This window comes from Sphingomonas sp. 28-62-11, assembly GCF_002278865.1.
Taxonomy (GTDB): Bacteria; Pseudomonadota; Alphaproteobacteria; order Sphingomonadales; family Sphingomonadaceae; genus Sphingomonas.
In genome coordinates this window covers 31,668-55,992 of sequence record NZ_NCGB01000006.1, presented here as the reverse complement: position 1 = coordinate 55,992, position 24,325 = coordinate 31,668, and the positions used below count along the sequence as shown (strand labels likewise).

Below are 24,325 nucleotides of genomic sequence, written 5' to 3'. Positions count from 1 at the left end.
CTGCGCACCACCTCCCCGTCCCGGGGAGGATTTTCGGTTGCGGTCACGCCGCCCACCCGTTTTTGTCCATCCACGCCTGGCACGCGCCTTTTGCGAGATCGCGGACGCGGCCCATATACGCCTGGCGTTCGGCGACTGAGATCACCCCGCGTGCCTGCAGCAGGTTGAAAACGTGGCTCGCCTTGATCGCCTGCTCATAGGCGGGGATCGGGAGTTTGGCTGCGAGCGAATTTTCGCATTCGGCAGTGTGCATCTTGAACTGTTCGACCAGGCTGTCGGTGTTCGCGACTTCGAAATTCCAGGTCGACATCTCGACCTCGTTCTTCAGGAACACGTCGCCGTACGTAACGCCTGCGTCGTTGAACGCGAGATCATAGACGCTGTCGACATTCTGGATGTACATCGCCAGCCGTTCGAGGCCGTAGGTCAGCTCGCCCGCTACAGGCTTGCAATCGAACCCGCCCATTTGCTGGAAATAGGTGAACTGGGTCACCTCCATGCCGTCGCACCACACTTCCCAGCCGAGCCCCCACGCGCCGAGCGTCGGGCTTTCCCAGTCATCCTCGACGAAGCGGATATCGTGGCTGAGCATGTCGATGCCGATCGCCGCCAAACTGCCAAGATAGAGTTCCTGCAAATTGGGCGGGCTGGGCTTCAGGATCACCTGATACTGGTAATAATGCTGCAGCCGGTTGGGGTTCTCGCCATAGCGGCCATCGGTCGGGCGGCGGCAGGGCTGGACGAAGGCGGCGTTCCACGGATCGGGGCCGAGCGCGCGCAAGGTGGTGGCGGTGTGGAAGGTGCCCGCGCCCATCTCCATGTCATAGGGCTGCAGGATCAGGCAGCCATGATCGCTCCAGTAATCATGGAGCGTCAGGATCATTCGCTGGAAGCTTAGGGGCTGAGCGGCCAAGGGGGTAATCTTTCGCACCTGCAATGTGCGCGCACCTTTGGCGTGGGCGTCAAGGCGGGTCAATGGCTCCGCATGCGGCCAAACCGTTGACGGCGATGGGCAGCTGAGCGCAAACTGTTAACCTTATGATCCCGTTGCGGGCTGCCTTTCTGCCGCATCAGCGTGCTTTCCTGCGGCGGCCGCTCGCCACGCTGGCGGCGATGGTGCTGGCAGCAGCGATCGGACCGGTCGATGCAGGTTTGGCGCGGCAACGGCCCCGGCTGGCGTACCACACCCCCCGCGATGACGATGCCGTATCACGGTCTGGCGCGCCACAGTTGCGCTATCCCGGCCCGGATCGCGACGATGGGCTATCCCTTGCGCGCAAGGCCATTCCCCCCGTGGAGGGCACCGTGCGCCTCGCGCAACTGTCGCAGAATTATCGCCCTCGCCCAGCAATCTGGCGGATTGGCGACCGGGATACCGCGATCTACCTGATTGGCACCATCCACACATTACCGCCCGGCTTTGCTTGGCGCACCGCAGCACTGGACCGGATCGTCGCGAGATCACGGTTGCTGATCCTTGAATCGATCGAGGATAGCGCCAGCAAAGCAGCCACCGACGCATCGTTCGTCGAGGATCCGATGCTGCCGCCGCTCACCGCGCGGGTGGATGCTGGGCACCGCGCAAAGCTTGCCGCCTTTGTCGCGTCGCTGCCCCCCGCCACCGCCCGGTTGATGGACCAGATGCCAAGCTGGATTGCATCGGTCGCGATTGCACTGGTGAACGAAGTGCGCAGCGGTGAACTGCCCGGTCCCGGCGCGGACGATTGGCTGGAGGAACAATTTCGGACGGCGAACAAGCCGATCGTTGCGATTGAGGATAACCGCCAGGTGCTCGCCGCCGTCAATGCCGTGCCAGAGGGGGATCAGCAGCGGATGCTCCACGCCGCAATCGATGCCCCCGTCCGCAGCCGCGCCGATATGCGCGCGGCGATCCATGCTTGGGCAAAGGGCGATGTTGGCCCTGATTCGGCCCTATCGGTCGATCTGGTCGCGACGACTGGCTCTGCGGCAATGGCCGCACCGCTGCTCACCGATCGGAACAGCGCATGGACGCGCGCCCTGATCCGCCAGCTTAAAACGCCGGGCACAATGCTGTTTGCGGCCGGGGCTGGCCATTTCATCGGCACAGGGTCCGTTATCGAACAGCTCGAAACACGCGGCGTACGAGTATCGCGGGTGCAGTGACAGTGCCGATGGGCGCTCCCTTTGGTAAGGGTTGAGTTACCATTTGTCAGTGACGCTTGACATTTTGGCGAATCGGCGGCAATTAGTCAGTGTACCTTGACATTGGGTCAGGGAACAATGACTAGGGTTCTCGTGGAGTTCACGCGGATGTGGACGGGGTTGATGAAGAACAGATTGAAGGTCCTTCGCGCGGAACGTGACTGGAGCCAGGCCGAGCTCGGCGGGCGGCTGGGCGTCTCGCGGCAGGCCGTCAATGCGATCGAAACGGGGAAATATGATCCCTCGCTCCCGCTCGCCTTCCGCATCGGCCGGTTGTTCGACATGAGCATCGAGGAGATTTTCGATGATGGCGAGAATGACGGGGCGGTCGCTTGAAATGAGAAAGGCGATCGGCCCGGGCGAACGCATCACGCAGGCGCGGCGACGCAACAAGCTGCTGTACCTGATCAGTTCGCTGGTATTTGGTGCGGTGCTTGGCGCCAGTTTTGGGGTGCTCGATCAACGTCCGGGCAATCGCGGCTTCTTCAGCTTCACGACGATGACACTCGATCCGGGTATTGCGCTCGCGATGGCGGTCTTGCTGGCATTCGGGCTGATCTTTGTGCCACTCTATATGTTTCGCAAGGTCGATGAACTGGCAGTGCAGCATAACCTTCGCGCGATGTGTGCGGGCTGGTTTGCGATGATGGGAGGATATCCCATCTGGCAGGCACTGGCAGCGGGCGGCTGGGCCGGACAGCCGACTGCACTGGGCATCTTCCTGCTCGGTTATGGCGTGACGATCGTTACCTATCTTGTTGCGAAGTGGCGGACCTAGTCCAGTGGATCGGAAACCCGACGGAATGAAGGAAACGCGTAGCGGCGATGATTGGCAAGCCCGGGCTGGTGCAATGGTACGCCGCCAGCGATCGGCATGGATCGGCACCATCGTCACGATGCTGATCGGCTCTATCCTGTTCGGCTTTGCGACCGAACTGGCGGACAACGCCTTCCGATCGGCGCTGATGATTGTGGGGCTCGCGCTGATTGCTGGCGGTTTGCTGTGGGGTACCGTCATCTACATGCAGGTGATCGACGAACAGGAGCGCGATGCGAACTTGTGGGCCACCTATGTCGGGTTGACCGTCTATCTGGTGTTGTTCGTCGCCCGCTTCCTGGGCGATGCGGCAGGAACCTCGCTGCCGCTATCGCACGACGGCATTTTTTTGACGACGATTGCGACAACTCTCGCGATCTTCACCTGGAAGCGTTTTTTCTAGTTTTCAACGACATTTCAGTATGATGAAAGGACTTGAGATGATCAAGAAGATGAAGTTGCGCCTGCTGGCGACGATGGCACCGCTGAGCCTGATGATCGGCGCACCGGCACTCGCGCAGACGGCAGCCCCGGCCCCTGCCGCCGCAACGGTTGATGCCGATCCGGCCCTGTGGGTGGTGAAGGATGCCGACACGACGATCTATCTGTTCGGTACGGTCCACGTGTTGAAGCCAGGCCTGAGCTGGTTTGATGAAGCGGTGAAAACGGCATTCGACAAGAGCGACGAGCTGGTGCTTGAGGTGATCCAGCCCGAACCTGCGGAAATCCAGAAGATCCTCGGATCGGTGATCATCGATACCGATGGCCCCCCGCTGTCGCAAAAGCTGCCCGAAGTCGAGCGCCCTGCACTCGCCAAGGCGCTGACCGACAACGGCCTGCCTGCAGCACAGTTCGAAGTGATCAAACCCTGGTTCGTGGCGCTCACCCTGTCGCTCGCCCCGCTGCCCAAGCTTGGCTATGATCCAAACAGCGGTGCCGAAACGATCCTGACCACAGCGGCAAAATCCGCCAGCAAGCCGATCGGTGCGCTGGAAACATTTAACGGCCAGCTCGCGGTGTTCGATACGCTGCCTGAAAACGTGCAGGTCGCCTATCTGCAGCAGACGGTGAAGGACCTGAGCAAGGTCGGCGAGACACTCGACAAGATGGTCGCGCAATGGGCCAAGGGTGACCCGGAAGCCCTTGCCATCACGATGAACGAAGGGCTCGACGCGCCGGAACTGCGCAATGCCCTGTTGACCAAGCGCAATATTGCCTGGGCCGAATGGATCGACAATCGCATGAAAAAGCCGGGCACCGTGTTCATGGCGGTTGGTGCGGGCCATCTGTCGGGCAAGGACAGTGTTCAGGTGCAGCTCGGCACCCGCAAGCTGACGGCGACGCGGATCAAGTATTGATCGCCCGACACTCCACGGCTTCGGGCGGGACGGATTGCGGCTGATCACGCCCCTTTTGATCGCCGCGGTGATCGCCCTGCCCGGTTGCAGCCGGTCGCGCCCTGCCCAGGCGCGGCCGGCTCTTTTCGTGGTGCGCGATGCCGACACGACCATCTGGGTGCTGGGGACGATCCATGCGCTGCCCCCCAATGTGGCATGGGAAACGCCCGCCATCACCCGGGCGATCGACAGTGCGGACATACTCGTCACCGAAATTCCCCGCTCCGCACCCGGGGAGGTAGGCGCGATGTTCATCGGACTCGCCCGCCGCGACGGCCTGCCGCCGATCGCGTCGCGGGTGGACGCCGATGTTCGACCGGCGCTGTACCGGGCGATCGATGCAGCCGACGAATCGGCCTGGACGCTCGACAAGCTGGAGACCTGGGCAGCGGCGCTGGTGATCGAAAACGGGCGCGCGCGCGCCGCCGGGGCGAGCCCCGCTGACGGCGTCGAAGCGGTGCTGGCCAAGCGCTTTGCGGGCCGCCCACAGCGCGCATTCGAAACCCCCGGCAGCCAGCTCGCGCTGTTCGATCATCTGGGCGAACCCGACCAGCGTCGCCTGCTCACCTTGGCGGCAACGGATAGCGGCGGCTATCGCCGCGCGCTGGCGGCATGGTCGACCGGCGATCTGGCGACGATCGCGCGCAGCAACGATCAATTGTTCGTGGGCGCCCCCGCCATGAAGGCAACGCTGCTCGACGGGCGCAACACGCGCTGGAGCCGCTGGATCACCGCGCGGATGCGCCGACCCGGCAAGCTGCTGGTTGCGGTCGGCACGGGGCATTTGGCGGGGCCAACATCGGTGGTTGCGATGCTGCGCGCGCGCGGCGTGGCGGTCCAGCGCGTTCAATAGCCGCTCCCCGTGCGTTGCCTGCGCATAACTTGCGCTTTGCCCCCCCTTCGGCTATGCGCCGCCGCTTCCGGTCAGGGTCATCCCTGGAGGCTTGGCCGGAATTTTTGACACCAAGCACACTCGGAGACTGACATGAGCGAACAATTGACGCTCGCAGCCGAGACGCGTGAACAGGTTGGCAAGGGAGCCTCCCGTTCACTCCGTCGCGAAGGCCGCGTACCCGCCGTGATTTACGGCAACAAGCAAGACCCTGTCTCGATTCACCTCGAGGAAAAGGCGCTGATGCGCGCTTTGATGACCGGGCACTTTATGAATTCCACCGTCATTCTGGACGTTGCCGGCACAGCCGCGTTGACGCTGCCCAAGGATGTCGCGTTCGATCCCGTCAGCGACCGCCCGGTCCATGTCGATTTCCTGCGCATCGGCGAGCATTCGACCGTGACCGTTCAGGTGCCCGTCCGCTTCACCGATGAAGAGACCTCGCCCGGCATCAAGCGCGGCGGTGTGCTCAACATCGTTCGCCACGAGCTCGAGCTGGTGTGCGACGCGTCGGAAATTCCGGACGATGTCGAAATCTCGCTCGCCGGGTTCGATGTGGGCGACTCGATTCATATTTCGGCCGTTACCCTGCCCAAGGGCAGCAAAGTGACGATCGAGGACCGCGACTTCACGATCGCAACGATCGTTGCGCCGTCAGCGCTCAAGTCGAGCGAAGGCGAAGCTGCCGAAGCCGCTGGCGAATAAGCCCTCGGCCCACCGACCACCAAAAGTCGTCATGCTGAACTTGTTTCAGCATCCACCGCGCGCCACATCCTGCCGGGTATTGCGGCGCGGTGGACCCTGAACCAAGTTCAGGGTGACGATAAGGTGGGCGCGTGCAAATCTCCTACCCTCACGCTAGTGTTCTTGTAAGCGGTCTTACCCACCGCCGTTCACCCTGAGCGAAGTCGAAGGGCATGAGCAGCGCGTGGGCTTCGACTTCGCTCAGCCCCAACGGGGTGAGGTAATTCAAGGCAACTCAATCCTGCCCTTGGGGAGAAAGAGCAATGCAACTCTGGGCAGGGCTGGGCAATCCGGGCGCGCAATATGCGCTCCACCGGCACAATGCCGGTTTCATGGCGCTCGACGCCATTGCCGATTTTCATGATTTCGAAGCGCCCAAGAAGCGTTTCCTGGGCTGGGCGATCGAGGCTCGGCTCGGCAGCGAAAAGCTGCTGCTGCTCAAGCCCGCCACCTTCATGAACGATAGCGGCCAGTCGATCGGTGAGGCGATGCGGTTCTACAAGCTGGAGCCGCAGGACGTCACTGTTTTCTATGACGAACTCGATCTCGATCCGTTTCGCGTCAAGGTGAAGCGTGGCGGCGGTACTGCCGGGCATAACGGCATCCGCTCCACCGTCGCGCATATCGGCGAGGATTTCCGCCGGGTGCGGCTCGGCATCGGCCATCCCGGGCACAAGGACAAGGTGACCGGCCATGTGCTGGGCAATTTCGCCAAGGCGGAGATGGATGATCTCGCCGAGATGCTCGGCGCGGTCGCGGCCGAAGCGAAATGGCTCGCCGAGGGCGATGACGTGCGCTTCATGAACGACGTCGCGCTGCGACAGCAACCATGAGCGTCCGCTCGCTCTTCGCCACGCGGCTGTACGAAGGCACGCTTAAAGACGCGGCGCTGGTCGACGATCTCGCCCGGTCGTGCCTGATGCTCGCCGAAGAAGACCGCGCGGGGCGTGCGTGGAGCAAGGCCAAGGGCTATCGCGGCTATACCAGCTATGCCTCGCTGAACGACCTGCCGAGGCGCGATCCGGTGATCGGCGATCTGGTGAAATTGCTCGACAAGCATGTCGCCGCATTTGCGGATGACTGCGCGTTCGATCTGGCAGGGCGCAAGCTGAAGCTCGACAGCCTGTGGGTGAACGTCATGAAGCCAGGCGCGACGCATTCGGGCCACATCCACCCGCATTCAGTGGTGTCCGGCACGGTCTATGTCGCGGTGCCACCCGGCGCGGGCGCGATCAGATTCGAAGATCCGCGACTGGCAATGATGATGGCCGCCCCCACCCGCCACGACGACGCACCCGAGGATTTGCGGACGTTTGTGTATGTCGAGCCGGTGCCAGGGACGGTGCTGTTATGGGAAAGCTGGCTGCGGCATGAGGTGATGCCGCATGAGGGCGCCAGCAAATCCGGGGGCGAACGGATCAGCGTGAGCTTCAATTATCGGTGGTAGATCGGTTCACGGGCAGAGAAATACGACGTTCTTGCTTCGGCTGATCGAACCGTCCTGCTCAAGATTGGCCAGTGCGCGGTACAAAACTTCTCGGCGAAGGCCGAGTTCGTCGGCTATCTCGCTCCAGGTGCCTGTAAGCTCGACGTATGGAGGACTGCCGACCGCCTGCCTCGTCAGCCACTCAACAATCCTTGCTGTCGCGGAACGGATGTCGCGCAGTTCCAAACGGGCTCGCACGTCGCGAACCTGTCGTGAGAAGAACATCGCCAACTCCATCGCCGATGCAGCGTCGGCCAGGAAGTGGCGTCGCAACTGGGCGACCGGCAGTGCCAAAACGACGCTGCCGATCACCGCCACCGCATCACAGTGGTAATAGTCCGATGACAAGGCCGCTTCCGCGAAGCTCTCTTTCGCGCGCGCCGTGAATAGCGTGACCACCGCTCCATCAGCAAGGTGACGGTTCAGCAATATCCGGCCGCGCTCGACAATGAAAACGCTATGGACACAATCGCCTTCGTGAAAGGCGTGCTCCCCTGCGGCGAGCGTTATCCGGGTCGGTGGCTTTGCAGAAACCCCGAGTGTCTGAAGCAGAAAGTGATCGGTTATATCGTTGTGCATGATTTCAATCATACGGGTAGCTCGAATGTCGCGCTAGTGATCCATCAGGTCACAAAAGGAAATCCGATGAGCTTGGTCAAGCATCTGCTCGCTATCCCCATGGCACTCGCAGCAACCGGCGCAGCCACGGTAGAGCGGTCATGCGCTCAGCGCGTGCAGCCGACTGATCACGCCAGTCACGACCATCGGGCACACAAAGCGGAAATGCAGCGCGCCAGCCCGGAGCGACAGGCGGAGATCGCGAGGAGAAGCGGGCCAGTAATGGGCTTTGATCTCGATCGAACACTCCACACCTTTGCCCCAAAACGCGATGGCGGTGTGCTGACGGTCACGTCGCGAGACGGCGATGCCCGCCAAGTTGAAAGCGTTCGCGGCCATCTCGAATATCAGGCAAAAGCGTTCAGCGGTGGCGACTGGGCCAACCCTGTTCAGATACACGGCGCTGACATGCCCGGCTTGGCGGAATTGATGGCGGCCCGTGGAAAGTTGACCGTCACCTATCGGCCGATTGCCCGGGGTGGAAAGATTACATTCGTTACGGCCAACACGAAGATAAACGCCGCACTGCATCAATGGTTTGAAGCGCAGAATAGCGATCATGGTAAACATGCGGGGCATTGATCGATCCACATTCCCCGCCCAAACTTTCCTACATCGCTGCCATCGGGTATGTTGAACATCGTTCTTTGAAATCGTCGATCATCCGTGAAGCTGCATGCCGTGGGCCACACCCGCAACGAAGTGCGCGAGACCCGCAACTTCCGCAACTTCACCTCCGGGAGCAACGCTATCCCCGTCCCCCGTCACCCCGGACTCGTTCCGGGGTCCACGGCGCCGCAATCACTGTTTTCGTGGGAGGATAGGTGGACCCCGGAACAAGGCTCTCCTGAGCTTGTCGAAGGGTCCGGGGTGACGACGGGGGTAAGGAGAGCCAAGCTCGCCCCTCACCCCCCACTGGCATTTCTCCCGCCGACAGCCTATCGGGCCATCCACTGATTGCCGAAACCGGCCACCACCACCAAGGATCGTTCATGGGATTTCGTTGCGGTATCGTCGGGCTGCCTAATGTCGGCAAGTCCACCCTGTTCAATGCGCTGACCGAGACCGCGGCGGCGCAGGCGGCGAATTATCCTTTTTGCACGATCGAGCCGAATGTCGGCAATGTCGCCGTCCCCGATCCGCGGCTGAAGCAGCTCGCCGATATCGCGCATTCGGCCAAGATCATCGAGACGCAGCTGGGCTTTGTCGACATAGCCGGGCTGGTACGCGGCGCATCGAAGGGCGAGGGCTTGGGCAACCAGTTCCTTGGCAATATCCGAGAGGTTGACGCGATCGTCCATGTGCTCCGCTGTTTCGAGGACGGCGATGTCACGCATGTCGAGGGCAAGGTCGATCCGATTGCGGACGCTGAAACGGTCGAGACCGAGCTGATGCTGTCAGACCTCGAATCGCTCGAAAAGCGCGTTCCCGCTGCCCAGAAAAAGGCAATGCAGGGCGACAAGGAAGCCAAGATCGCCGCCTCGGTGCTTGGCCAGGCGCTCGACCTGCTGCGCGAGGGCAAGCCCGCCCGGCTGACTGAGCCGAAGGATGAAGATGAGGCGCGGGTGTTCGCCCAGGCGCAACTGCTGACGTCGAAGCCGGTGCTGTACGTGTGCAATGTCGATGAGGGCGATGCGGCGCACGGCAATGCGCAGTCGGCCCGCGTCTTCGAAAAGGCCAAGGCCGAAGGGGCAGAGGCCGTCGTCGTCTCCGCTGCAATCGAAGCCGAGATCGCAACGATGGACCCCGCCGAGCGCGGCGAGTTCCTCGCCGAGCTGGGCCTCGAGGAAACCGGCCTCGCTCGCGTCATCACTGCCGGGTACAAGCTGCTCAAGCTCCAAACCTTCTTCACCGTCGGCCCAAAGGAAACCCGCGCCTGGACCGTCCATGTCGGTGCCAAGGCCCCGCAGGCGGCGGGCGAAATCCACACCGATTTCGAAAAAGGCTTCATCCGCGCCGAGACCATCGCCTTTGCCGATTACGTCGCGCTGAAAGGCGAAAGCGGCGCGCGCGATGCGGGCAAGCTGCGCTCCGAAGGCAAGGACTATGTGGTGCAAGACGGCGACGTGTTGCTGTTCCGGTTTAATGTCTGATCGACATCCTGTCACATGAATGACTCAACGACGCGGCATAGGGCTTCCATGCGCTGGACTTCCCGATTTGCCGCCACGGCGCTTGCCGCGCTGCTTCAGGCGTGCGTGACGCCGCCGGTCGATGCGCCCCGCCCAACCGTGGCGGCCGCGCCAGTCGAGGTGCGGGCGCCCGTTACGATCCTGATCTCCATAGACGGATTCAAGCCCGATTATCTGACGCGCGGGGTGACGCCGAACCTGAATGCGCTGGCCGCCGCCGGGATCAGCGCGTCGATGCGCCCGTCCTTCCCGAGCGTTACTTTCCCCAATCACTGGACGGTGGTGACAGGCCTGCGCCCCGACCGCCATGGCATCGTCGGTAATCGGATGGAGGATGCCGCGCATCCCGGCATGACCTTCACGATGCAGAGCGAGGAACCGTTCTGGTGGACCCAGGCCGATCCGATCTGGATCACCGCCGAGCGCGCAGGCATCCGCACCGCGACGATGTTCTGGCCGGGCGCAAACATCAGTTTTAACGGGCTGCGGCCAAGCGATTGGCAGCAATATGGCCATGACGTGAGCAATCGCCAGCGGGTCGATGCAATAATCGACTGGCTGCGGCGCCCCGCTGCGACTCGCCCGCAGTTCCTGACGCTGTATTTTGATACCGTCGACAGCGCTGGGCACAGCAACGGCCCCGACAGCCCGAAAACGACCGAAGTCGTCGCCGATGTCGATAGCGCGATCGGGCGGTTGCGGAGCGAGCTCTCCGCTCTTGGCCAGCCGGTCAATCTAGTGGTCACCGCCGATCACGGCATGGCAGCGACCAGTCCCGACCGGGTGATCCGGCTCGATCAGTTGGTGGACCCCGCCAGCTTCCGGATGGTGACGGGCGGCACCTATGCCGGGCTGGAGCCAAACCCCGGCAAAGAGGCATTACTTACCGCCGCCCTTGCCAAGCCGCACCCCCACATGCGGTGCTGGCCCAAGGCACAGATCCCCGCAGCGCTCCATTATGGCAAGCATCCGCGCGTGCCGAGCATCATCTGCCTGGCCGAAACGGGCTGGCTGATCCTCGACAAGGCCCCACCGCCTGACCGACCAATGCGGGCCGGTGGTGCGCATGGATATGACCCCGCAGCCCCCGATATGGCGGCGCTGTTCATCGCCAGCGGACCGGCGATCCGGGCTCAGGGCAATCTGCCGAGTTTCGACAATGTTAATGTGGCTCCATTGCTCCGCAATATTCTCGGGCTGCCCGCGGGCGAGCAGCTCGACGGCGATGATCGACCGTTTCGTGCGGCGCTGATCAAGCGATAGCGCTTGCCAATCGCGCAGCTGCGCTGGAAACTGCGGGCATGATCTATTTCGAAGATATCCAACCCGGCACCAAAGCCGCCTTTGGCCATTATGCCGTCACCCGCGACGAGGTGATCGATTTCGCCCGCAAATATGATCCGCAAGCCTTTCATCTCTCCGACGAAGCGGCAGCGCAGACGCATTTCGGGCGGCTTTCGGCGAGTGGCTGGCACACCTGCGCGATGATGATGGCGATGCTGGTCGAGAATATGAAGACCACCGAGCAGGCCGGACTTGGGTCGCCGGGACAGGATGAACTGCGCTGGTTAAAGCCCGTCTATCCGGGTGACACGCTGAGGATTGAGACCGAAATCCTCGACAAGCGGGCATCCAACAGTCGCCCCGAAATGGGGAGTTATCGCAGCAAGATAACTGTGTTGAACCAGCACGACGAGGCCGTGATGACGACGATCGCGATCGGGCTGATCAGGACCCGACCGAGCGACTGAAGGGTTGATGTCGTCATATGCAATCTGATGACTTTACCCTAACCCGCTTGTCCCGAGCCAAGTCGAGGGACGTACCACAAGCGCTGCGCAGGGTGTCTCGACTTCGCTCGACACGAGCGGGTCGAAAAGATCAGTGGCCGCCGAATGCCACCAAGGCGTGGACGTCGATGCCGTCGCCGCGCAAGGCATCGGCGCCACCGAGATCGGGCAGATCAACCACAAACTGCGCCTGGGTCACCGTTGCGCCGGCCTTTTTGAGCAAGCGGATCGCCGCGCGGGCGGTTCCACCGGTGGCGATGAGATCATCGACGAGCAACACGCGCTGGCCGGGGACGAGGGCGTCTTCATGCATCGCAATCCGGTCAGTACCGTACTCAAGCGCATAATCCTCAGCGATCGTCGCGCCCGGTAGTTTGCCGTCCTTGCGTATCAATAGCACGCCCGCGTCGAGCGGTACCGCCATTGCAGCGGCGAACAGGAACCCGCGTGCTTCGATGCCGGCCACCAGATCAACCGGGCCGTCCGTGGCTGCGACCATCCGTTCCACGGTCATTGCCAGCCCCTTGGGGTCGAGCAACAGGGTCGTGATGTCGCGAAACATGATCCCCGGCTTCGGAAAGTCGGGGATCGTGCGGATCAGCGCCGCCAAGTCGTCATTGGCGGCAGCCACGATGCTCAATGCTTCACATTCCGCCAGACAGTACGATATGAGCCATAAGCGAGGATCGTACCGATCAGGAGGAAGCCGAGAACCGCAAGACCGGTCGAATGGCGCTGCTCAAGCTCTGGCTCGGCGGCCCAGACGAGAAATGCCGACACGTCCTTCGACATCTGATCGAGTGAATTCTTGGTACCATCGGTGTAGGTCACCGCGCCGTCAGCCAGCGGCGCCGGCATGGCGATGTTGAGGTTCGGGAAATACGGGTTGTAGTAAAGACCATCCGGCGTCTTCGCATCGGGGAAATGCTTCAGCAGCGCCTCGGGCTGCTCGCTATACCCCGTCAGCAGCGAGTAGATATACGCCGCGCCGCCATGTCGTGCCTTGGTGATCAGTGAGAGATCAGGCGGCACGCCCTGGCCAGGATAATAAACCGTTGGAAACTTATCGGCGGGCACATTGTCGCGCTCGCTGCGATCGCCCGTTTTGGGATCCTGCACCTGCTGCTTCGTGCTCCAGTCCGCGGCGAATTTCTTCACCTGCGCTTCGCTGTAGCCCAACTTCATCAGATCCCGGAAAGCGACCCGGCCGAGTGAGTGGCAAGCCGAGCAGACTTCCTTGTAGACCTGCAGGCCACGCTGGAGCTGGGCGCGATCAAACTTGCCCATCGGACCATCGCTGGCGAAAGCAACTTCCTTGTGCGGCCGATAGAATTCTTCGGTCACGGTTGGCTTGGCCGGATCCGTAACCAGGCTGTTGACGCTGCCGAACAGCCCCAGCAGCAAAACGCCGACAAAGCCCAGGCCAACGATGAAGGAGATGATGCGAACCATTGGTTTGGATGCCCTTTATTCGGCCGGAACCGCGGCGCCGAAGCTGCCGCCTGACGACTTGGCGCTCTTGCCCAGCACCGATTCAGTGATCGAATTCGGCAGTGGACGCGGACGCTCTGTTGCCGAAATGATCGGCAGGATGATCAGGAAGTGCGCGAAGTAATAGACCGCCGCGACCTGACCGATCACGATGTTCACGCCGGTCGCCTCTGCGCCACCGATATAGCCGAGGACGAGCACGTCGATCAGCAGGAGCAACAGGAAGAAGCGATAGGTCGGGCGATAATTGGCCGAGCGCACTGGCGACGAGTCCAACCATGGGAGGAAGAACAGCAGCAGGATCGAGCCGAACATCGCGAGCACGCCCCACAGCTTGGCAGGCAGGATCAGATCGACGGTGAACGCCTTCAGGATCGCGTAGAAGGGCAGGAAATACCATTCAGGCACGATGTGCGCCGGCGTCGAAAGCGGGTTGGCCGGAACGTAGTTATCCGGGTGACCAAGCGCGTTTGGCATGAAAAAAATCAATGCGGCGAAGATCGTGAGGAACACGCCCAGCCCGAAGCCGTCCTTCGCCGTGTAATAGGGATGGAACGGCACGGTATCCTGCTCGCCCTTCACATCGACGCCGGTCGGGTTGTTCGAGCCTGGAATGTGCAGTGCCCAAACGTGCAGGATGATAACGCCGAGCGTCACAAACGGCAGCAGATAGTGCAGCGAGAAGAACCGGTTGAGCGTGGCATTATCGGGGGTGAACCCTCCGAGCAGCCAGATGCGGATCGATTCACCAACTACTGGAATCGCCGAGAAGAAGCCGGTGATTACCTGCGCACCCCAGAAGCTCATCTGGCCCCAAGGCAGCACATAGCCCATGAAAGCGGTCGCCATCATGAGCAGGAAGATGACCACGCCAAGCAACCAGATCATCTCACGCGGTGCCTTGTACGAGCCGTAATAAAGGCCGCGACCGATGTGGATATAGACAACAGCGAGGAACATCGATGCGCCATTGGCGTGGGCGTACCGAAGCATCCAACCGGAATTCACGTCACGCATAATATGTTCAACTGAATCGAACGCAATCGCGCCATTGGCAGCGTAATGCATTGCCAGGACGATGCCCGTAACGATCTGGAGCACCAGCGCGACGCCGGCGAGAACGCCGAAGTTCCAGAAATAGTTGAGATTGCGCGGCACTGGATAGCCCGCGCCAACCGCATCATACACGAAACGAGGGAGCGGCAGCCGACTGTCGATCCACTTGGTGAAATCCGACTTCGGCTCGTAATGCTTTGCCCAGGGGAAGCTCATAATGCTGACCTCAACCGACCGTTACAGTGGTATCTGACGTAAACTTGTACTCCGGCACCGCCAGATTTTTCGGTGCCGGGCCTTTGCGGATGCGCGCCGCCGTATCGTAGGACGATCCGTGGCACGGGCAGAAATAGCCGCCATACTCACCCTTCACTTCGCCCTCGCCGGCACCCAGCGGCACGCAGCCGAGATGGGTGCACACGCCGAGCGTGATGAGCCAGTTCTTGTGGCCTTCCTTCGTGCGCTGCGCCAGCGTTTCGGGATCGCGCAGGCTCGCCGCCGGCACCGCATCTGCCGCAGCGATTTCCGCCGGGGTCAGGTTGCGAACGAACAGCGGCTGCTTGCGAAATGATGCCTTTATGGCCTGGCCTGGCAGAATCTGTGACAGATCGATATCAGTCGATGACTGGGCCAGCACGTCAGCCGACGGGTTCATCTGGTTGATCAGTGGCACCAATGTCGCCACCACGCCTACGCCGCCGAACGAAAGTGCGGCAATGCTCAAAAAGTCGCGACGGCGCGGTTCGCCATCATGCGCTGAACCAGGCGTTTCACCCGTTGGAATCGCGTCGCTCACCGTTGCCATTCGTTTGCCCTTGCGGTTCGAACCTATGCCCATACGGCTATTTTTGATGCCGTTTTTCAAACGATACAAAGTACCATCGAATCGCGGCCTGATAGCTATAGGCTTGGCTAATGCCAACAGCATTTTATCCAACTTGAGGGGATACGGCTATAAGGCCTAAGGCGGATGTATGACGGTGCCCGATGCTCCTGCCCCACACCCGTGCCACCCCCCATCGTTACGGCTGGCGCTGTATGAACCCGAAATTGCTGGAAATGTCGGCACGGTCCTGCGGCTGGCGGCGTGTCTTGATGTGCCTGTCGACCTGATCGAGCCGATGGGATTTCCGTTTTCGGACCGCGCGCTGGCACGATCAGGCATGGATTATCTGCGGCATGTAACGATGGCGCGCCACGCGGACTGGGCCAGTTTCAAGGCGCAGGTGCCCGGGCGTATCGTGCTGCTGACGACGAAGGCAGCGACGCGGCTCGACCAGGCGCAGTTCCTGCACGGCGATACGCTGCTGTGCGGATCGGAATCGAGCGGGGTTCCCGAGCATGTTCATGCCGCCGTCGACCTTCGCATCACAATTCCGCTTGTGCCCGGGCGTCGATCGTTGAATGTCGCGCTCGCTGCAGCCATCGCGCTTTCCGAGGCGCTGCGGCAAACGGATCAATGGCCGGCATAACAGGCCAGCAATGAACAGTTCAGCAATAGGGGGACGGCCCGAATGAAGCCACTCGACGACGAACAGACCCGCGCGCGCACCTGGTTCGAATCGCTGCGCGATCAAATTTGCGCCGAGTTCGTGGCGATCGAGCGCGAAGCGGGATCGGACGCCGATTTCGATTATGTCAGCTGGGATCGGACCGACCCGTCCGGCGAGCCCGGCGGCGGCGGGGTGCGCGGCGTGATGAAAGGCAAGGTTTTCGAGAAGGTCGGCGTCAACGTATCTACCGTGGGCGGCACGTTCGAGGGGGAATTCGCGAAGTCGATCCACGGCGCTGCGGAGGATCCGGGGTTCTTCGCGACCGGCATCAGCCTGGTGGCGCATATGGCCAACCCGCATGTGCCCGCGGTGCACATGAACACCCGTTTTCTTGTCACCACCAAGCGCTGGTTCGGCGGCGGGGCCGATCTCAATCCGCCCATTCCCTATGACGAGGACACCGCCGATTTTCACGCCACGCTGAAGGCGCACTGCGACCCGCATGGCGCCGATTATTATGATCGCTTCAAGAAATGGGCGGATGACTATTTCTACATCCCGCACCGCCAGGTTCACCGCGGCGTCGGCGGCATTTTCGCCGATCATATCGAGGGTGATTTCGATGCGAACTTCGAATTCATCAAGGATATCGGCCGCGCTTTCCTCGACAGCTATCCCCGGATCGTGCGGCGGCGAATGCACTCGCCCTTCACCGACGCCGATATTGCCCAGATGCTCACCTGGCGCGGGCGTTATGCCGAGTTCAATCTCGTCTATGATCGCGGTACATTGTTCGGGCTGAAAACCGGCGGCAATATCGACGCGATTCTGATGAGCCTGCCGCCGCTTGCGACCTGGGCCTAAGCAAGGCGCGCGTCGATGGTGGCGCTCTCGGTTCCAATCGGTGAGTGCGCCGGTGTCGTCACCCGCCTGGAGATGACGGCGCGACCGCGCCCCGCCCCGCTGCCCAGTGCGCCGTTCCGACTGGTGCGCTGGGCCAGTCCCGATCCGGACCGCTATCGCACGCTGTTTCGGCGGGTGGGCGAGCCATGGCTGTGGTATTCGCGGCTGGTGATCGACGAAGCCGCGCTATCCGCGATCATCACCGATCCGGCGGTGGAAGTGTTTGCGGTGGTCGATCGCGCCGGCATCGAGGTCGGCATGGTCGAGCTCGATTTTCGGACTGAGCGTGCCTGCGAGATCGCGTATTTCGCGCTGGTGCCCGAACTGACCGGGCAAAAGCTTGGCCGATGGTTGATGGCGCAAACGCTCGTGCGCGCTTGGCAACTCGGCATCGATCAGGTGTGGCTGCACACCTGTACGCTCGATCATCCATCGGCACTCAACTTCTACCGCGCGTGCGGCTTTGTCGCCGTTGCCCGCCGGATCGAAACTTTTCCCGATCCCCGCCTGTTAGGCTTGATCGATCGATCCGCTGCCCCTCACGTCCCGCTTCTTGATGCAAGCTGACGGTAGACGGCAATTCGCACCAGGATCGTCGCCAGCGTAACCGCAGCGGCACAAGCAGCGGCTGCCGAATCCACAATCGCGATCATCACGGGATTGGCTGCCTCAGCAATGCGCAACGTTTCGTCGATGCGCTGGAAAGGTGCCGGCAAAATCTGTCCTGCAACCAGCCCGATACCGGTCAGCCCGGCCAGCACAAGCCCGTTGCCCCGTGTCAAAGCGATGCTGCGCATGATCGCTGCGGTCGCGGCAATCGGTCGCTCGACGATCAATGTCGGCCCGATCAGCATGGTGCGTCCCAGAATGTAGATACCCGGCAAAATGAGAACGAACAGCCCAAGCGATGCAGGGACGAGGATCAACAGCGCTGCCAATATGTAGCGCGGCAACAACTTCAGCGCGCGCGCCATTGCCGCCCGCAGATCGGCGCAGCCCGGATCGAGCAAGAAAACGCTGATCGCCAACGCGCCATAAAGCGAAGCGACAGCAGCAGCCGCGAACATCGAGGTGTTATCGACGATCCACGCCGCCAGCTTGGTCGCCCCGGCCTGTATCTCGGGCTCGGTCGCCCCGGAATCGGGCCAGGGCGGCGCGACCGGCACGAGCAACAGCAACGCAAGCGTCGGCAGGAAGATAAACATCCCCGCCACCGTCATCAGCACCTCCTGGTGCCGGCGGAACATGCTCCAGGCATCGGTAAAGATGCCTGGCAGGTTAATGGTCATGAGTGGCCGGAGGCTTCCTGCGCGCGGTTGCGTGCGGCAAGGTACAGCTTGGCAACAAATGCCGACTGCAGCACAGCAAATGCCGTGCCTACCGCGCCAACCGCAACCGAGGTGAGGACGCTGGCAACGCTTCCCGGCTCAGCGCCGCCTGCGATCACCCCGAGTACCCCGCCAAACGCTGCCTTTGCCGCCAGCGCCGCAACGCCACTGACGATCACATAAAGCAGCAACACCCCAACGATCTTGAGCGCCAGCCCTCGGGTGAGCATCCATGATCCATTGACCGCGCCCATCCCCAGGCTTGGATCCAGCAGCGCCGGATAGGCCAGCGTCAGCCGCGCACTGATCCAGATCGATAACACCACCCAAACGAGCATATAGCCCAGCATCGACCAGACGATGCCCGCAGGAAGCTGCGATATCGCCGCGCTGATCGCTGCCTGATCATTTGTGGCAAACCCCGACATATCGAGACCGCCACTGACCATGATGACACCCAGCGGGATCAGCAGCAGCAGCAACACAAGCAGCAGCAAGATGGTGATCAGTACCGCCGCGAAGAGCTTCGACGCTGCGGCGCCAACGGCTCCGCCCGCCGTTCGACCGGCATCGAGTGCAAGCGCCATGATGGCGAGTTGGCCAAAGATCGACACGATCGCAAACACCAACCCAGCCGCGCTGATCGCTGTTTGCATGCCGGGATTAGCAGCGGCGAGCGGGGCAATCGCATCGTTGATGGAGGCAGGGACGAAGATCGTGGCGAGCGCAATCGGCGTCACCGCACCAATATTGTCCCCCAGGAACTCGGTCGCCCGATCCCAAACCGTTCCCATGTTGACTGAATTCAAGGCAGCATACTCCCGGTGTCAGGCAAGGCGTTTGGCTGTTACCCCTTCGCCTTGGCTCGATATCACCTTATCGTAACCGATTGCTCGGTCCCTTGCCAATGATTGCTCGACACGTTCTTATCATCATCATCGAACTGCCGATCTTGCGCCGCCTGCCCGCCTGCCGCAGGAAGCGAGCATGATCGACGATGTGGAATGGCGGATCGAGCCCGGGCTTATCGACTATGCAATCGCTGCCGGGATAATGGCCGACCGCGCCGCAGCCATTGCGGCCGGGGACGCCCGCGAACTCGTCTGGCTGCTGGAGCATCCGCCAATCTACACCGCCGGTACCAGCGCCGATCCTGCCGAACTGATCGATGCGCGCTTTCCGGTCCACACCACGGGCCGTGGCGGCCGCTATACCTATCACGGGCCCGGCCAGCGGATCGGTTATGTGATGCTCGATCTCAACCAACGCGGCCGCGACGTCCGCTGCTTTGTCCATGCGATCGAACAATGGGTCGTCGCGACGCTGGGGCGACTGGGCATTGCCGCCTTTACGGCACCTGGTCGTGTCGGCATCTGGACATTGGATGGTGCCGCTGAAGCCAAAATAGGTGCGATCGGCGTGCGGGTGAAACGTTGGGTGACGTTGCATGGCTTTGCCGTTAACGTAATGCCAGACCTAGCGAATTTCGGCGGAATCGTGCCGTGCGGCTTGCCCGATTACGGGGTAACGAGCATAAAAAAGCTTGGCGTGACCGCAGATTTCGCGGCACTGGACGCTGCGCTGGCGCTTGAATTTCCCCATTTCCTGAAAAGACTTTCTTTACCGCAGGAAAACGAGGCTTGAGGGTCGAACCATATCAGACTAATGTCCACTACGGTTTGGGTATTAACGGCGCAACGCCAGCCAAATCCACTAATTTAGGGAGCTTCAAATGCGTGCACTCATTTCCAAAGTCGTTGCCGGTTCGATGATCGCCGGCGCGGCGCTGATGATTTCGGCTTGCTCGCCGAAGACCGAAACGACCACCGACAACGCCATGGTCAGCGAAATGACCGCCAACGAAGGCGATGCGATGGCAACCGACAACATGACCGCAACCGACGGCGCGATGATGTCGAACGATGCGATGATGTCGAACGACGCCATGATGTCGAACGACGCGATGATGTCGAACGAAGCCAAGTAATTTGGCGATTGCCACGGCCCTTGAGTGGCCTGGCACATAAAGGGCCGCCCGGTCAGCCGGGCGGCCCTTTTTATGTGTAACGGCCCTGTTTTGACCGTGTGTTGACCGTGATGCCGCTGTCCTCATAATGAAGCGCTGGGCTGTTAACCGGGCCTTCGCTTGCCAGCCGTAGAGCGAAGAGAGCGCAGCGAATCGGCCGGTTATCCGATCGACGGGTTGTTACGCACAAATTGAGTTTGCAAAATGATTTGGGGCCGCTGCGGAAAGCCATTAGGGGCAGCGCAGGGGGTATCAGGCGAGGAAGATTGATGATGTGGCGTTTGGCGGTATTGCTCGCAATGACCCTGGGGATGACGGCGGCAAGCCCAGCCGCAGCTCAGTTTTTCATTAAGAGCCCCGATTATAGCGGCGAACCAGTGCGCGGTGACGAACCCGGCATGTTCGTCGAACTGCCCGGCGCTACCGAGGCTGAACTGCGCGCCAGCATGGTCTGGTCGTTGCGCGCCGCGCTGAACGTTTCGGCGCTTGGCTGTGATTTTGAACCGATGCTGATGACTATTCCCAATTATAATGCTGTGTTGCTCGATCATAAGGCCGAACTTGCGAAATCGTTCGACACGCTGGGCAAATATTTTGCGCGCAAGAACAAGACTGCCAAGGCAGCAACCGGCGCCTTCGACAAATATCAGACCCGAATCTATTCCGGATTTACCACGGTCTATGCGCAGTATAATTTCTGTCAGACCGCCGCAAATGTTGGCCGTGATGCGATTTTCACGCCGCGTGGCGAATTGGGTACCTTGGCGGCAAACCGGCTGCGCGAATTGCGCAACAGCCTGGTGGCCCGCGGCGAACAAGCATTTGGCGCGCGCATCTATCTGCGCACGATCCCCATATTGCGCATGGACCCGGAGTGCTGGAAAAAGGATCGCTTCGATTTTAAGAAGTGCCCGCAAGCCTATTGACCAAGGGGGCCTTGTTGGCTCGCTAGCGTAACCCGAGCAGCTTGTGCGTTTGCAGCGATAGCCGCCAGCGCGGTCGGGCGAGAACGGTCTGAATCGCGATCGCCTGATTTTGTGCAGCCGCAGGGCTATCGAGCGGTTGCAGCAGAAAGTGATCGAACGCCCATTGCTCGATTGAATCGATGTCCGAGCCGGGCTGCGGCCAGACAAGTTTCAGTTCATCGCCTGATTGCTGGACGACTTCACTGCCCGCTTTGGGGCTGACACAGACCCAGTCGATGCCGCGATGCACCGGCAATGTGCCGTTGGTCTCGATGGCGATGCGGAACCCGGCCCCGTGCAGCGCATCAACTAAAGCATCGTCGACCTGAAGCATCGGCTCGCCGCCGGTCAACACCACAAACCGGTCGGTCGAAGGCCCATTCCAATGCCCTACCACCGCCGCGGCGAGCATGGTCGCATCAGCAAAACGCGCACCCCCTGCCCCGTCGACGCCGACAAAATCAGTATCGCAGAACCGGCATACCGCGGTCGCGCGGTCCTCCTCGCGGCCTGACCACAGGTTGCACCCGGCAAAGCGCACAAAAACCGCCCGGCGCCCGGCATTCACGCCTTCACCCTGCAACGTCAGGAACATTTCCTTGACGGCATAGCTCATGGCCGTGCGGCGTACGCAGTCGGGTCTGCGATCCCCGCTTCGTCAAACCCGCGCTGGCGCAATCGACAGCTATCGCACAGCCCGCAATGCAACGTCTCAGGCGTGGGATCATAACAGGACCAGCTCAAGCCGGCGTCAATGCCAAGCCGTGCCGCCTCACGCACGATATCTGCCTTGGTCATATGTTGTAGCGGGGCGTGGATGGAAAAGCCGCGTCCCTCCACACCGTCGCGCGTTGCAAGTGCTGCCATTGCTTCGAAACTGGCGATAAATTCGGGGCGGCAATCGGGATAGCCCGAATAATCGAGCGCGTTCACCCCGATGAACAGATCATGGGCACCCGCCGCCTCCGCCCAACCGAGCGCAAGGCTGAGGAAAATCGTGTTGCGGGCAGGTACATAGGTAACCGGAATGCCGGGGCGCACCCCCTGTTTTGGCACATCGATATCCGCCGTCAGCGCCGAGCCGCCAAAGGCCGACAGATCGAGCGGCAGCACGATATGCCGCTCTGCCCCCAATGCCCGCGAAATCTGCCCTGCGGCGGCCAGTTCAACACGGTGGCGCTGATTGTAATCCACCGACAGTGCCAGCAACCCAAACCCGGCTTCACGCGCGCGCGCAGCCGAAACCATTGAATCGAGGCCGCCCGACAGCAGCACCACGGCCATTTTCTGCGTGTTCGTCATGATCGGCGGGTCGCTAGTCGCAATGCACCATGGCTGCAAGCGATCATCACCAAAAGAAGGGCCGCCTGGTTAAGGCGGCCCAGTGGGGCTTCAAACCCTCAGGGAGAAAGCGTGCCATCAGCACCTAATCGGTATAACAGCCAAATCTATACCCCAGCTTAACGCCCGGCTTTCAGCGATGCAGCGGCACAATCCCCCATGCGCTTGGCCTCGAATGCCATGTCGAACGGCGCGCCCCCCGCGATACCCTGAGTTTCGAGGTGAAAACTGTTTCGCGTCTCGATGCGGATCATCGTCCGCCCATGCCCAGCGCCGGGGCAGCTATAGCTGATTGTCGCGGTTCGCGGCTGATCGCTCAGCAGCGTTCGCGCACACGTCAGGCCCGCATGCTCGATTTGAATCAAGCGATCAGGATTGGCAACGCAGATCAGCCGGGGCGGTGCGGCCGATCCGGCTTCGCGCAACTGCCATTGGCCAGGCTCGATCTGACCAATGGCCCCCGCAACTGGCAACGCAGCCGGGCTGTTCGCGACGGCCGCGCCTGTACAAAGGGCAATGCCCGCCGCCAGCGAGCGCATCCAGTAACCTTTCCGCATCTGTTCTGTCCCTCGCCACCTGCGATCGCAAAACGATTCGCCCTTGGTGCCCCCAGCAAACATCTGCGGGGAACAGGGCCAGGATGCAACAACAACTAAGGGGTCGTTATCCCCACTTGTAGGGGAAACTTGGTTGAACAGAACGCGCAATCGACGGTGATAACGCCATTTTCATCGGCCATATCGCGTTGTTCCTCGATCGGAAATTTTCCGATAACTTGCGCGATATAATCAACCGAACAACGACAGCCCTTCGATAGCAATACATCGGGCAGGATGCGGACTTCGCTCTCTTCGTTGAACAGTCGCCAAATCAACGTTTCGAGCGGCAGCGTGGCATCGGTAAGCTCATCGACCGCCATTGTGCCGCCCAGCACCGCAACATGCTCCCATTCCGGATGATCGAGCCGGGTGTGAATGCGATCGCGGCCAACCTCGCCTTCGGGCAAATGTTGCAGGAACAGGCCGCCGGCGCGGTGCTTGCCATTGGCGCCTTTGGTAAAGCCGATTTTGACCAACGTCGGAATCTGTTCCGACTGGACGAAATAGCTCTCTACTGCGGCGGCCAGCGTGTCCCCGTCGAGCGGCACAATGCCCTGATAGCGCTCACCGGTTCCTGCATGATCGAAGGTCATCGTCAGATAGCCAGCACCGAACAGCGCGAACAGGCTCGGTAGTTCGGGCTGATCCGCCAGCTTGTCAGCATCGAAATCGATATAGCCGCGCAGCTCGCCGCCGCGGAAATCGCATACCAGCAACCGGATAACGCCGTTTTCGGTCTGCGTTTGCATCGTCAGTTGGCCGCCGACATCCTTCAAGGTCGATCCCACCAGCGCCGTCAGCGTCAGCGCTTCGGCCAACAGTGCCTCAATGGCGGGCGGATAGGCATGTGCCTCCAGGATCGTATCGAGCACCGGACCAAGGCGAACGATGCGCCCACGCGCGTGGCGATCGGGAATGGTGAAGCCAAGCGCGCGATCGGTGTCGATATCCTGGTCGGTATTCATCAAAAACTCCGTCACCCCAGCGTTAGCTGGGGTCTCGTGCGGCATTGGCGCGCTTGGTGGGATGAGATGCCAGCCTGCGCTGGCATGACGAAGATGGG

31 protein-coding genes are annotated in these 24,325 nt (G+C 61.4%); 19 read left to right on the top strand and 12 right to left on the bottom strand.

The genetic code is table 11. From position 1 onward, the window contains the following. Positions 1-43: 43 nt before the first annotated feature. Positions 44-913, bottom strand: a complete 870-nt coding sequence (locus B7Y49_RS03050) for a glycine--tRNA ligase subunit alpha (protein WP_374126094.1) — start codon at positions 911-913, stop codon at positions 44-46. A 125-nt stretch (positions 914-1,038) separates the two neighbouring features. Between B7Y49_RS03050 and B7Y49_RS03045 the strand changes: the two genes are divergently transcribed. The 9 genes from B7Y49_RS03045 to B7Y49_RS03005 all read left to right on the top strand — a co-directional run bounded on the left by B7Y49_RS03045 (position 1,039) and on the right by B7Y49_RS03005 (position 7,481). After that, complete coding sequence (locus B7Y49_RS03045) at positions 1,039-2,145, top strand: TraB/GumN family protein (RefSeq protein ID WP_374126093.1); 1,107 nt, start codon at positions 1,039-1,041, stop codon at positions 2,143-2,145. Positions 2,146-2,307: 162 nt separating this feature from the next. Further along, on the top strand, positions 2,308-2,520 hold the full coding sequence (locus B7Y49_RS03040; protein WP_374126122.1) for a helix-turn-helix transcriptional regulator: 213 nt from the start codon (positions 2,308-2,310) through the stop codon (positions 2,518-2,520). 1 nt (position 2,521) lies between these two features. Beyond that, complete coding sequence (locus tag B7Y49_RS03035; RefSeq protein WP_374126092.1) at positions 2,522-2,962, top strand: hypothetical protein; 441 nt, start codon at positions 2,522-2,524, stop codon at positions 2,960-2,962. 4 nt (positions 2,963-2,966) lie between these two features. Next, entirely contained in the window at positions 2,967-3,404 is a 438-nt protein-coding gene (locus B7Y49_RS03030) for a hypothetical protein (RefSeq protein WP_374126091.1), read from the top strand. Between the two features lie 37 nt (positions 3,405-3,441). Continuing rightward, positions 3,442-4,359: a TraB/GumN family protein gene (locus tag B7Y49_RS03025; protein ID WP_374126090.1), complete on the top strand. Its 918-nt coding sequence runs from the start codon at positions 3,442-3,444 to the stop codon at positions 4,357-4,359. 34 nt (positions 4,360-4,393) lie between these two features. Then, positions 4,394-5,251 (top strand): TraB/GumN family protein, encoded by an 858-nt coding sequence (locus B7Y49_RS03020; protein WP_374126089.1) that lies wholly within the window; start codon positions 4,394-4,396, stop codon positions 5,249-5,251. A gap of 132 nt (positions 5,252-5,383) precedes the next feature. Then, positions 5,384-5,995 (top strand): 50S ribosomal protein L25/general stress protein Ctc, encoded by a 612-nt coding sequence (locus B7Y49_RS03015; protein ID WP_374126088.1) that lies wholly within the window; start codon positions 5,384-5,386, stop codon positions 5,993-5,995. A gap of 302 nt (positions 5,996-6,297) precedes the next feature. Beyond that, positions 6,298-6,867: an aminoacyl-tRNA hydrolase gene (gene pth, locus B7Y49_RS03010; RefSeq protein WP_374126087.1), complete on the top strand. Its 570-nt coding sequence runs from the start codon at positions 6,298-6,300 to the stop codon at positions 6,865-6,867. Continuing rightward, on the top strand, positions 6,864-7,481 hold the full coding sequence (locus tag B7Y49_RS03005) for a TIGR02466 family protein (protein WP_374126086.1): 618 nt from the start codon (positions 6,864-6,866) through the stop codon (positions 7,479-7,481). Before pth ends, B7Y49_RS03005 begins: the two co-directional genes overlap by 4 nt. Positions 7,482-7,487: 6 nt before the next feature. Here the strand turns inward: B7Y49_RS03005 and B7Y49_RS03000 are convergent, their stop codons facing one another. After that, positions 7,488-8,111, bottom strand: a complete 624-nt coding sequence (locus B7Y49_RS03000; protein ID WP_374126085.1) for a Crp/Fnr family transcriptional regulator — start codon at positions 8,109-8,111, stop codon at positions 7,488-7,490. Here B7Y49_RS03000 and B7Y49_RS02995 point away from each other — a divergent pair. From B7Y49_RS02995 to B7Y49_RS02980, 4 genes are all read left to right on the top strand, one after another. After that, the gene (locus B7Y49_RS02995; protein ID WP_374126084.1) at positions 8,076-8,720 is read left to right on the top strand and encodes a hypothetical protein; all 645 of its coding nucleotides are present in this window, start codon (positions 8,076-8,078) and stop codon (positions 8,718-8,720) included. The two genes, B7Y49_RS03000 and B7Y49_RS02995, sit on opposite strands and share 36 nt — an antisense overlap. A gap of 410 nt (positions 8,721-9,130) precedes the next feature. Further along, positions 9,131-10,231, top strand: a complete 1,101-nt coding sequence (gene ychF, locus B7Y49_RS02990) for a redox-regulated ATPase YchF (RefSeq protein WP_374126083.1) — start codon at positions 9,131-9,133, stop codon at positions 10,229-10,231. A 48-nt stretch (positions 10,232-10,279) separates the two neighbouring features. Then, the gene (locus B7Y49_RS02985) at positions 10,280-11,533 is read left to right on the top strand and encodes an ectonucleotide pyrophosphatase/phosphodiesterase (protein ID WP_374126082.1); all 1,254 of its coding nucleotides are present in this window, start codon (positions 10,280-10,282) and stop codon (positions 11,531-11,533) included. Positions 11,534-11,571: 38 nt separating this feature from the next. Continuing rightward, positions 11,572-12,021: a MaoC family dehydratase gene (locus tag B7Y49_RS02980; protein ID WP_374126081.1), complete on the top strand. Its 450-nt coding sequence runs from the start codon at positions 11,572-11,574 to the stop codon at positions 12,019-12,021. A gap of 130 nt (positions 12,022-12,151) precedes the next feature. Here B7Y49_RS02980 and B7Y49_RS02975 read toward each other — a convergent pair whose 3' ends face one another. From B7Y49_RS02975 to petA, 4 genes are read right to left on the bottom strand one after another with little or no spacing between them, the layout of a single operon-like run. Then, positions 12,152-12,694 (bottom strand): purine phosphoribosyltransferase family protein, encoded by a 543-nt coding sequence (locus tag B7Y49_RS02975; protein WP_374126121.1) that lies wholly within the window; start codon positions 12,692-12,694, stop codon positions 12,152-12,154. Between the two features lie 2 nt (positions 12,695-12,696). Beyond that, a complete protein-coding gene (locus B7Y49_RS02970) occupies positions 12,697-13,512 on the bottom strand; it encodes a cytochrome c1 (RefSeq protein ID WP_374126080.1) in 816 nt (271 codons plus the stop codon). A 15-nt stretch (positions 13,513-13,527) separates the two neighbouring features. Further along, on the bottom strand, positions 13,528-14,823 hold the full coding sequence (locus B7Y49_RS02965; RefSeq protein ID WP_374126079.1) for a cytochrome bc complex cytochrome b subunit: 1,296 nt from the start codon (positions 14,821-14,823) through the stop codon (positions 13,528-13,530). A gap of 10 nt (positions 14,824-14,833) precedes the next feature. Continuing rightward, positions 14,834-15,412, bottom strand: coding sequence for a ubiquinol-cytochrome c reductase iron-sulfur subunit (gene petA, locus B7Y49_RS02960; RefSeq protein WP_374126078.1), 579 nt, complete (start codon positions 15,410-15,412; stop codon positions 14,834-14,836). Positions 15,413-15,581: 169 nt separating this feature from the next. On the opposite strand from petA, the gene B7Y49_RS02955 reads away from it, so the two are divergent. The 3 genes from B7Y49_RS02955 to B7Y49_RS02945 are packed head-to-tail and all read left to right on the top strand — an operon-like array spanning position 15,582 to position 17,570. Then, the gene (locus B7Y49_RS02955; protein WP_374126077.1) at positions 15,582-16,079 is read left to right on the top strand and encodes a tRNA (cytidine(34)-2'-O)-methyltransferase; all 498 of its coding nucleotides are present in this window, start codon (positions 15,582-15,584) and stop codon (positions 16,077-16,079) included. Positions 16,080-16,121: 42 nt separating this feature from the next. Next, positions 16,122-16,964: an oxygen-dependent coproporphyrinogen-III oxidase gene (gene hemF, locus B7Y49_RS02950; RefSeq protein ID WP_374126076.1), complete on the top strand. Its 843-nt coding sequence runs from the start codon at positions 16,122-16,124 to the stop codon at positions 16,962-16,964. Between the two features lie 15 nt (positions 16,965-16,979). Next, positions 16,980-17,570, top strand: a complete 591-nt coding sequence (locus B7Y49_RS02945; protein WP_374126075.1) for a GNAT family N-acetyltransferase — start codon at positions 16,980-16,982, stop codon at positions 17,568-17,570. Here the strand turns inward: B7Y49_RS02945 and B7Y49_RS02940 are convergent. Both B7Y49_RS02940 and B7Y49_RS02935 read right to left on the bottom strand, forming a co-directional pair. Then, positions 17,543-18,292, bottom strand: a complete 750-nt coding sequence (locus B7Y49_RS02940) for a hypothetical protein (RefSeq protein ID WP_374126074.1) — start codon at positions 18,290-18,292, stop codon at positions 17,543-17,545. The genes B7Y49_RS02945 and B7Y49_RS02940 overlap by 28 nt on opposite strands. Continuing rightward, positions 18,289-19,125 carry a hypothetical protein gene (locus B7Y49_RS02935; RefSeq protein ID WP_374126073.1) on the bottom strand — a complete coding sequence of 279 codons (837 nt, stop codon included), beginning with the start codon at positions 19,123-19,125 and terminating at the stop codon, positions 18,289-18,291. The genes B7Y49_RS02940 and B7Y49_RS02935 overlap by 4 nt, the downstream gene beginning before the upstream one ends. Before the next feature lie 193 nt (positions 19,126-19,318). Between B7Y49_RS02935 and lipB the strand changes: the two genes are divergently transcribed. From lipB to B7Y49_RS02920, 3 genes are all read left to right on the top strand, one after another. Beyond that, positions 19,319-19,975, top strand: coding sequence for a lipoyl(octanoyl) transferase LipB (gene lipB, locus B7Y49_RS02930; RefSeq protein ID WP_374126072.1), 657 nt, complete (start codon positions 19,319-19,321; stop codon positions 19,973-19,975). Between the two features lie 124 nt (positions 19,976-20,099). Then, positions 20,100-20,318 carry a hypothetical protein gene (locus tag B7Y49_RS02925; protein ID WP_374126071.1) on the top strand — a complete coding sequence of 73 codons (219 nt, stop codon included), beginning with the start codon at positions 20,100-20,102 and terminating at the stop codon, positions 20,316-20,318. Between the two features lie 308 nt (positions 20,319-20,626). Continuing rightward, on the top strand, positions 20,627-21,283 hold the full coding sequence (locus tag B7Y49_RS02920; RefSeq protein ID WP_374126070.1) for a hypothetical protein: 657 nt from the start codon (positions 20,627-20,629) through the stop codon (positions 21,281-21,283). A gap of 22 nt (positions 21,284-21,305) precedes the next feature. On the opposite strand, the gene queE is transcribed toward B7Y49_RS02920, so the two are convergent. The 4 genes from queE to B7Y49_RS02900 all read right to left on the bottom strand — a co-directional run bounded on the left by queE (position 21,306) and on the right by B7Y49_RS02900 (position 24,227). Further along, positions 21,306-21,938, bottom strand: a complete 633-nt coding sequence (gene queE, locus B7Y49_RS02915; protein WP_374126069.1) for a 7-carboxy-7-deazaguanine synthase — start codon at positions 21,936-21,938, stop codon at positions 21,306-21,308. Further along, positions 21,935-22,624 carry a 7-cyano-7-deazaguanine synthase gene (gene queC / locus B7Y49_RS02910; RefSeq protein ID WP_374126068.1) on the bottom strand — a complete coding sequence of 230 codons (690 nt, stop codon included), beginning with the start codon at positions 22,622-22,624 and terminating at the stop codon, positions 21,935-21,937. The genes queE and queC overlap by 4 nt, the downstream gene beginning before the upstream one ends. A gap of 158 nt (positions 22,625-22,782) precedes the next feature. Then, positions 22,783-23,220, bottom strand: a complete 438-nt coding sequence (locus B7Y49_RS02905) for a DUF3617 domain-containing protein (RefSeq protein WP_374126067.1) — start codon at positions 23,218-23,220, stop codon at positions 22,783-22,785. 95 nt (positions 23,221-23,315) lie between these two features. After that, positions 23,316-24,227: an Hsp33 family molecular chaperone HslO gene (locus tag B7Y49_RS02900; protein ID WP_374126066.1), complete on the bottom strand. Its 912-nt coding sequence runs from the start codon at positions 24,225-24,227 to the stop codon at positions 23,316-23,318. Between the last annotated feature and the right edge of the window lie 98 nt (positions 24,228-24,325).

Excerpts from the sequence above, each read along its gene's own strand:
- B7Y49_RS03045 (WP_374126093.1), top strand. The coding sequence starts at position 1,039 with ATGATCCCGTTGCGGGCTGCCTTTCTGCCGCATCAGCGTGCTTTCCTG.
- B7Y49_RS03040 (WP_374126122.1), top strand. The coding sequence starts at position 2,308 with ATGAAGAACAGATTGAAGGTCCTTCGCGCGGAACGTGACTGGAGCCAG.
- B7Y49_RS03035 (WP_374126092.1), top strand. The coding sequence starts at position 2,522 with ATGAGAAAGGCGATCGGCCCGGGCGAACGCATCACGCAGGCGCGGCGA.
- B7Y49_RS03025 (WP_374126090.1), top strand. The coding sequence starts at position 3,442 with ATGATCAAGAAGATGAAGTTGCGCCTGCTGGCGACGATGGCACCGCTG.
- B7Y49_RS03015 (WP_374126088.1), top strand. The coding sequence starts at position 5,384 with ATGAGCGAACAATTGACGCTCGCAGCCGAGACGCGTGAACAGGTTGGC.
- pth (WP_374126087.1), top strand. The coding sequence starts at position 6,298 with ATGCAACTCTGGGCAGGGCTGGGCAATCCGGGCGCGCAATATGCGCTC.
- B7Y49_RS03005 (WP_374126086.1), top strand. The coding sequence starts at position 6,864 with ATGAGCGTCCGCTCGCTCTTCGCCACGCGGCTGTACGAAGGCACGCTT.
- B7Y49_RS03000 (WP_374126085.1), bottom strand. The coding sequence starts at position 8,111 with ATGATTGAAATCATGCACAACGATATAACCGATCACTTTCTGCTTCAG.
- ychF (WP_374126083.1), top strand. The coding sequence starts at position 9,131 with ATGGGATTTCGTTGCGGTATCGTCGGGCTGCCTAATGTCGGCAAGTCC.
- B7Y49_RS02985 (WP_374126082.1), top strand. The coding sequence starts at position 10,280 with ATGCGCTGGACTTCCCGATTTGCCGCCACGGCGCTTGCCGCGCTGCTT.
- B7Y49_RS02980 (WP_374126081.1), top strand. The coding sequence starts at position 11,572 with ATGATCTATTTCGAAGATATCCAACCCGGCACCAAAGCCGCCTTTGGC.
- B7Y49_RS02970 (WP_374126080.1), bottom strand. The coding sequence starts at position 13,512 with ATGGTTCGCATCATCTCCTTCATCGTTGGCCTGGGCTTTGTCGGCGTT.
- B7Y49_RS02965 (WP_374126079.1), bottom strand. The coding sequence starts at position 14,823 with ATGAGCTTCCCCTGGGCAAAGCATTACGAGCCGAAGTCGGATTTCACC.
- petA (WP_374126078.1), bottom strand. The coding sequence starts at position 15,412 with ATGGCAACGGTGAGCGACGCGATTCCAACGGGTGAAACGCCTGGTTCA.
- B7Y49_RS02955 (WP_374126077.1), top strand. The coding sequence starts at position 15,582 with ATGACGGTGCCCGATGCTCCTGCCCCACACCCGTGCCACCCCCCATCG.
- hemF (WP_374126076.1), top strand. The coding sequence starts at position 16,122 with ATGAAGCCACTCGACGACGAACAGACCCGCGCGCGCACCTGGTTCGAA.
- B7Y49_RS02945 (WP_374126075.1), top strand. The coding sequence starts at position 16,980 with ATGGTGGCGCTCTCGGTTCCAATCGGTGAGTGCGCCGGTGTCGTCACC.
- B7Y49_RS02940 (WP_374126074.1), bottom strand. The coding sequence starts at position 18,292 with ATGACCATTAACCTGCCAGGCATCTTTACCGATGCCTGGAGCATGTTC.
- B7Y49_RS02935 (WP_374126073.1), bottom strand. The coding sequence starts at position 19,125 with ATGGGAACGGTTTGGGATCGGGCGACCGAGTTCCTGGGGGACAATATT.
- lipB (WP_374126072.1), top strand. The coding sequence starts at position 19,319 with ATGATCGACGATGTGGAATGGCGGATCGAGCCCGGGCTTATCGACTAT.
- B7Y49_RS02925 (WP_374126071.1), top strand. The coding sequence starts at position 20,100 with ATGATCGCCGGCGCGGCGCTGATGATTTCGGCTTGCTCGCCGAAGACC.
- B7Y49_RS02920 (WP_374126070.1), top strand. The coding sequence starts at position 20,627 with ATGATGTGGCGTTTGGCGGTATTGCTCGCAATGACCCTGGGGATGACG.
- queE (WP_374126069.1), bottom strand. The coding sequence starts at position 21,938 with ATGAGCTATGCCGTCAAGGAAATGTTCCTGACGTTGCAGGGTGAAGGC.
- queC (WP_374126068.1), bottom strand. The coding sequence starts at position 22,624 with ATGACGAACACGCAGAAAATGGCCGTGGTGCTGCTGTCGGGCGGCCTC.
- B7Y49_RS02905 (WP_374126067.1), bottom strand. The coding sequence starts at position 23,220 with ATGCGGAAAGGTTACTGGATGCGCTCGCTGGCGGCGGGCATTGCCCTT.
- B7Y49_RS02900 (WP_374126066.1), bottom strand. The coding sequence starts at position 24,227 with ATGAATACCGACCAGGATATCGACACCGATCGCGCGCTTGGCTTCACC.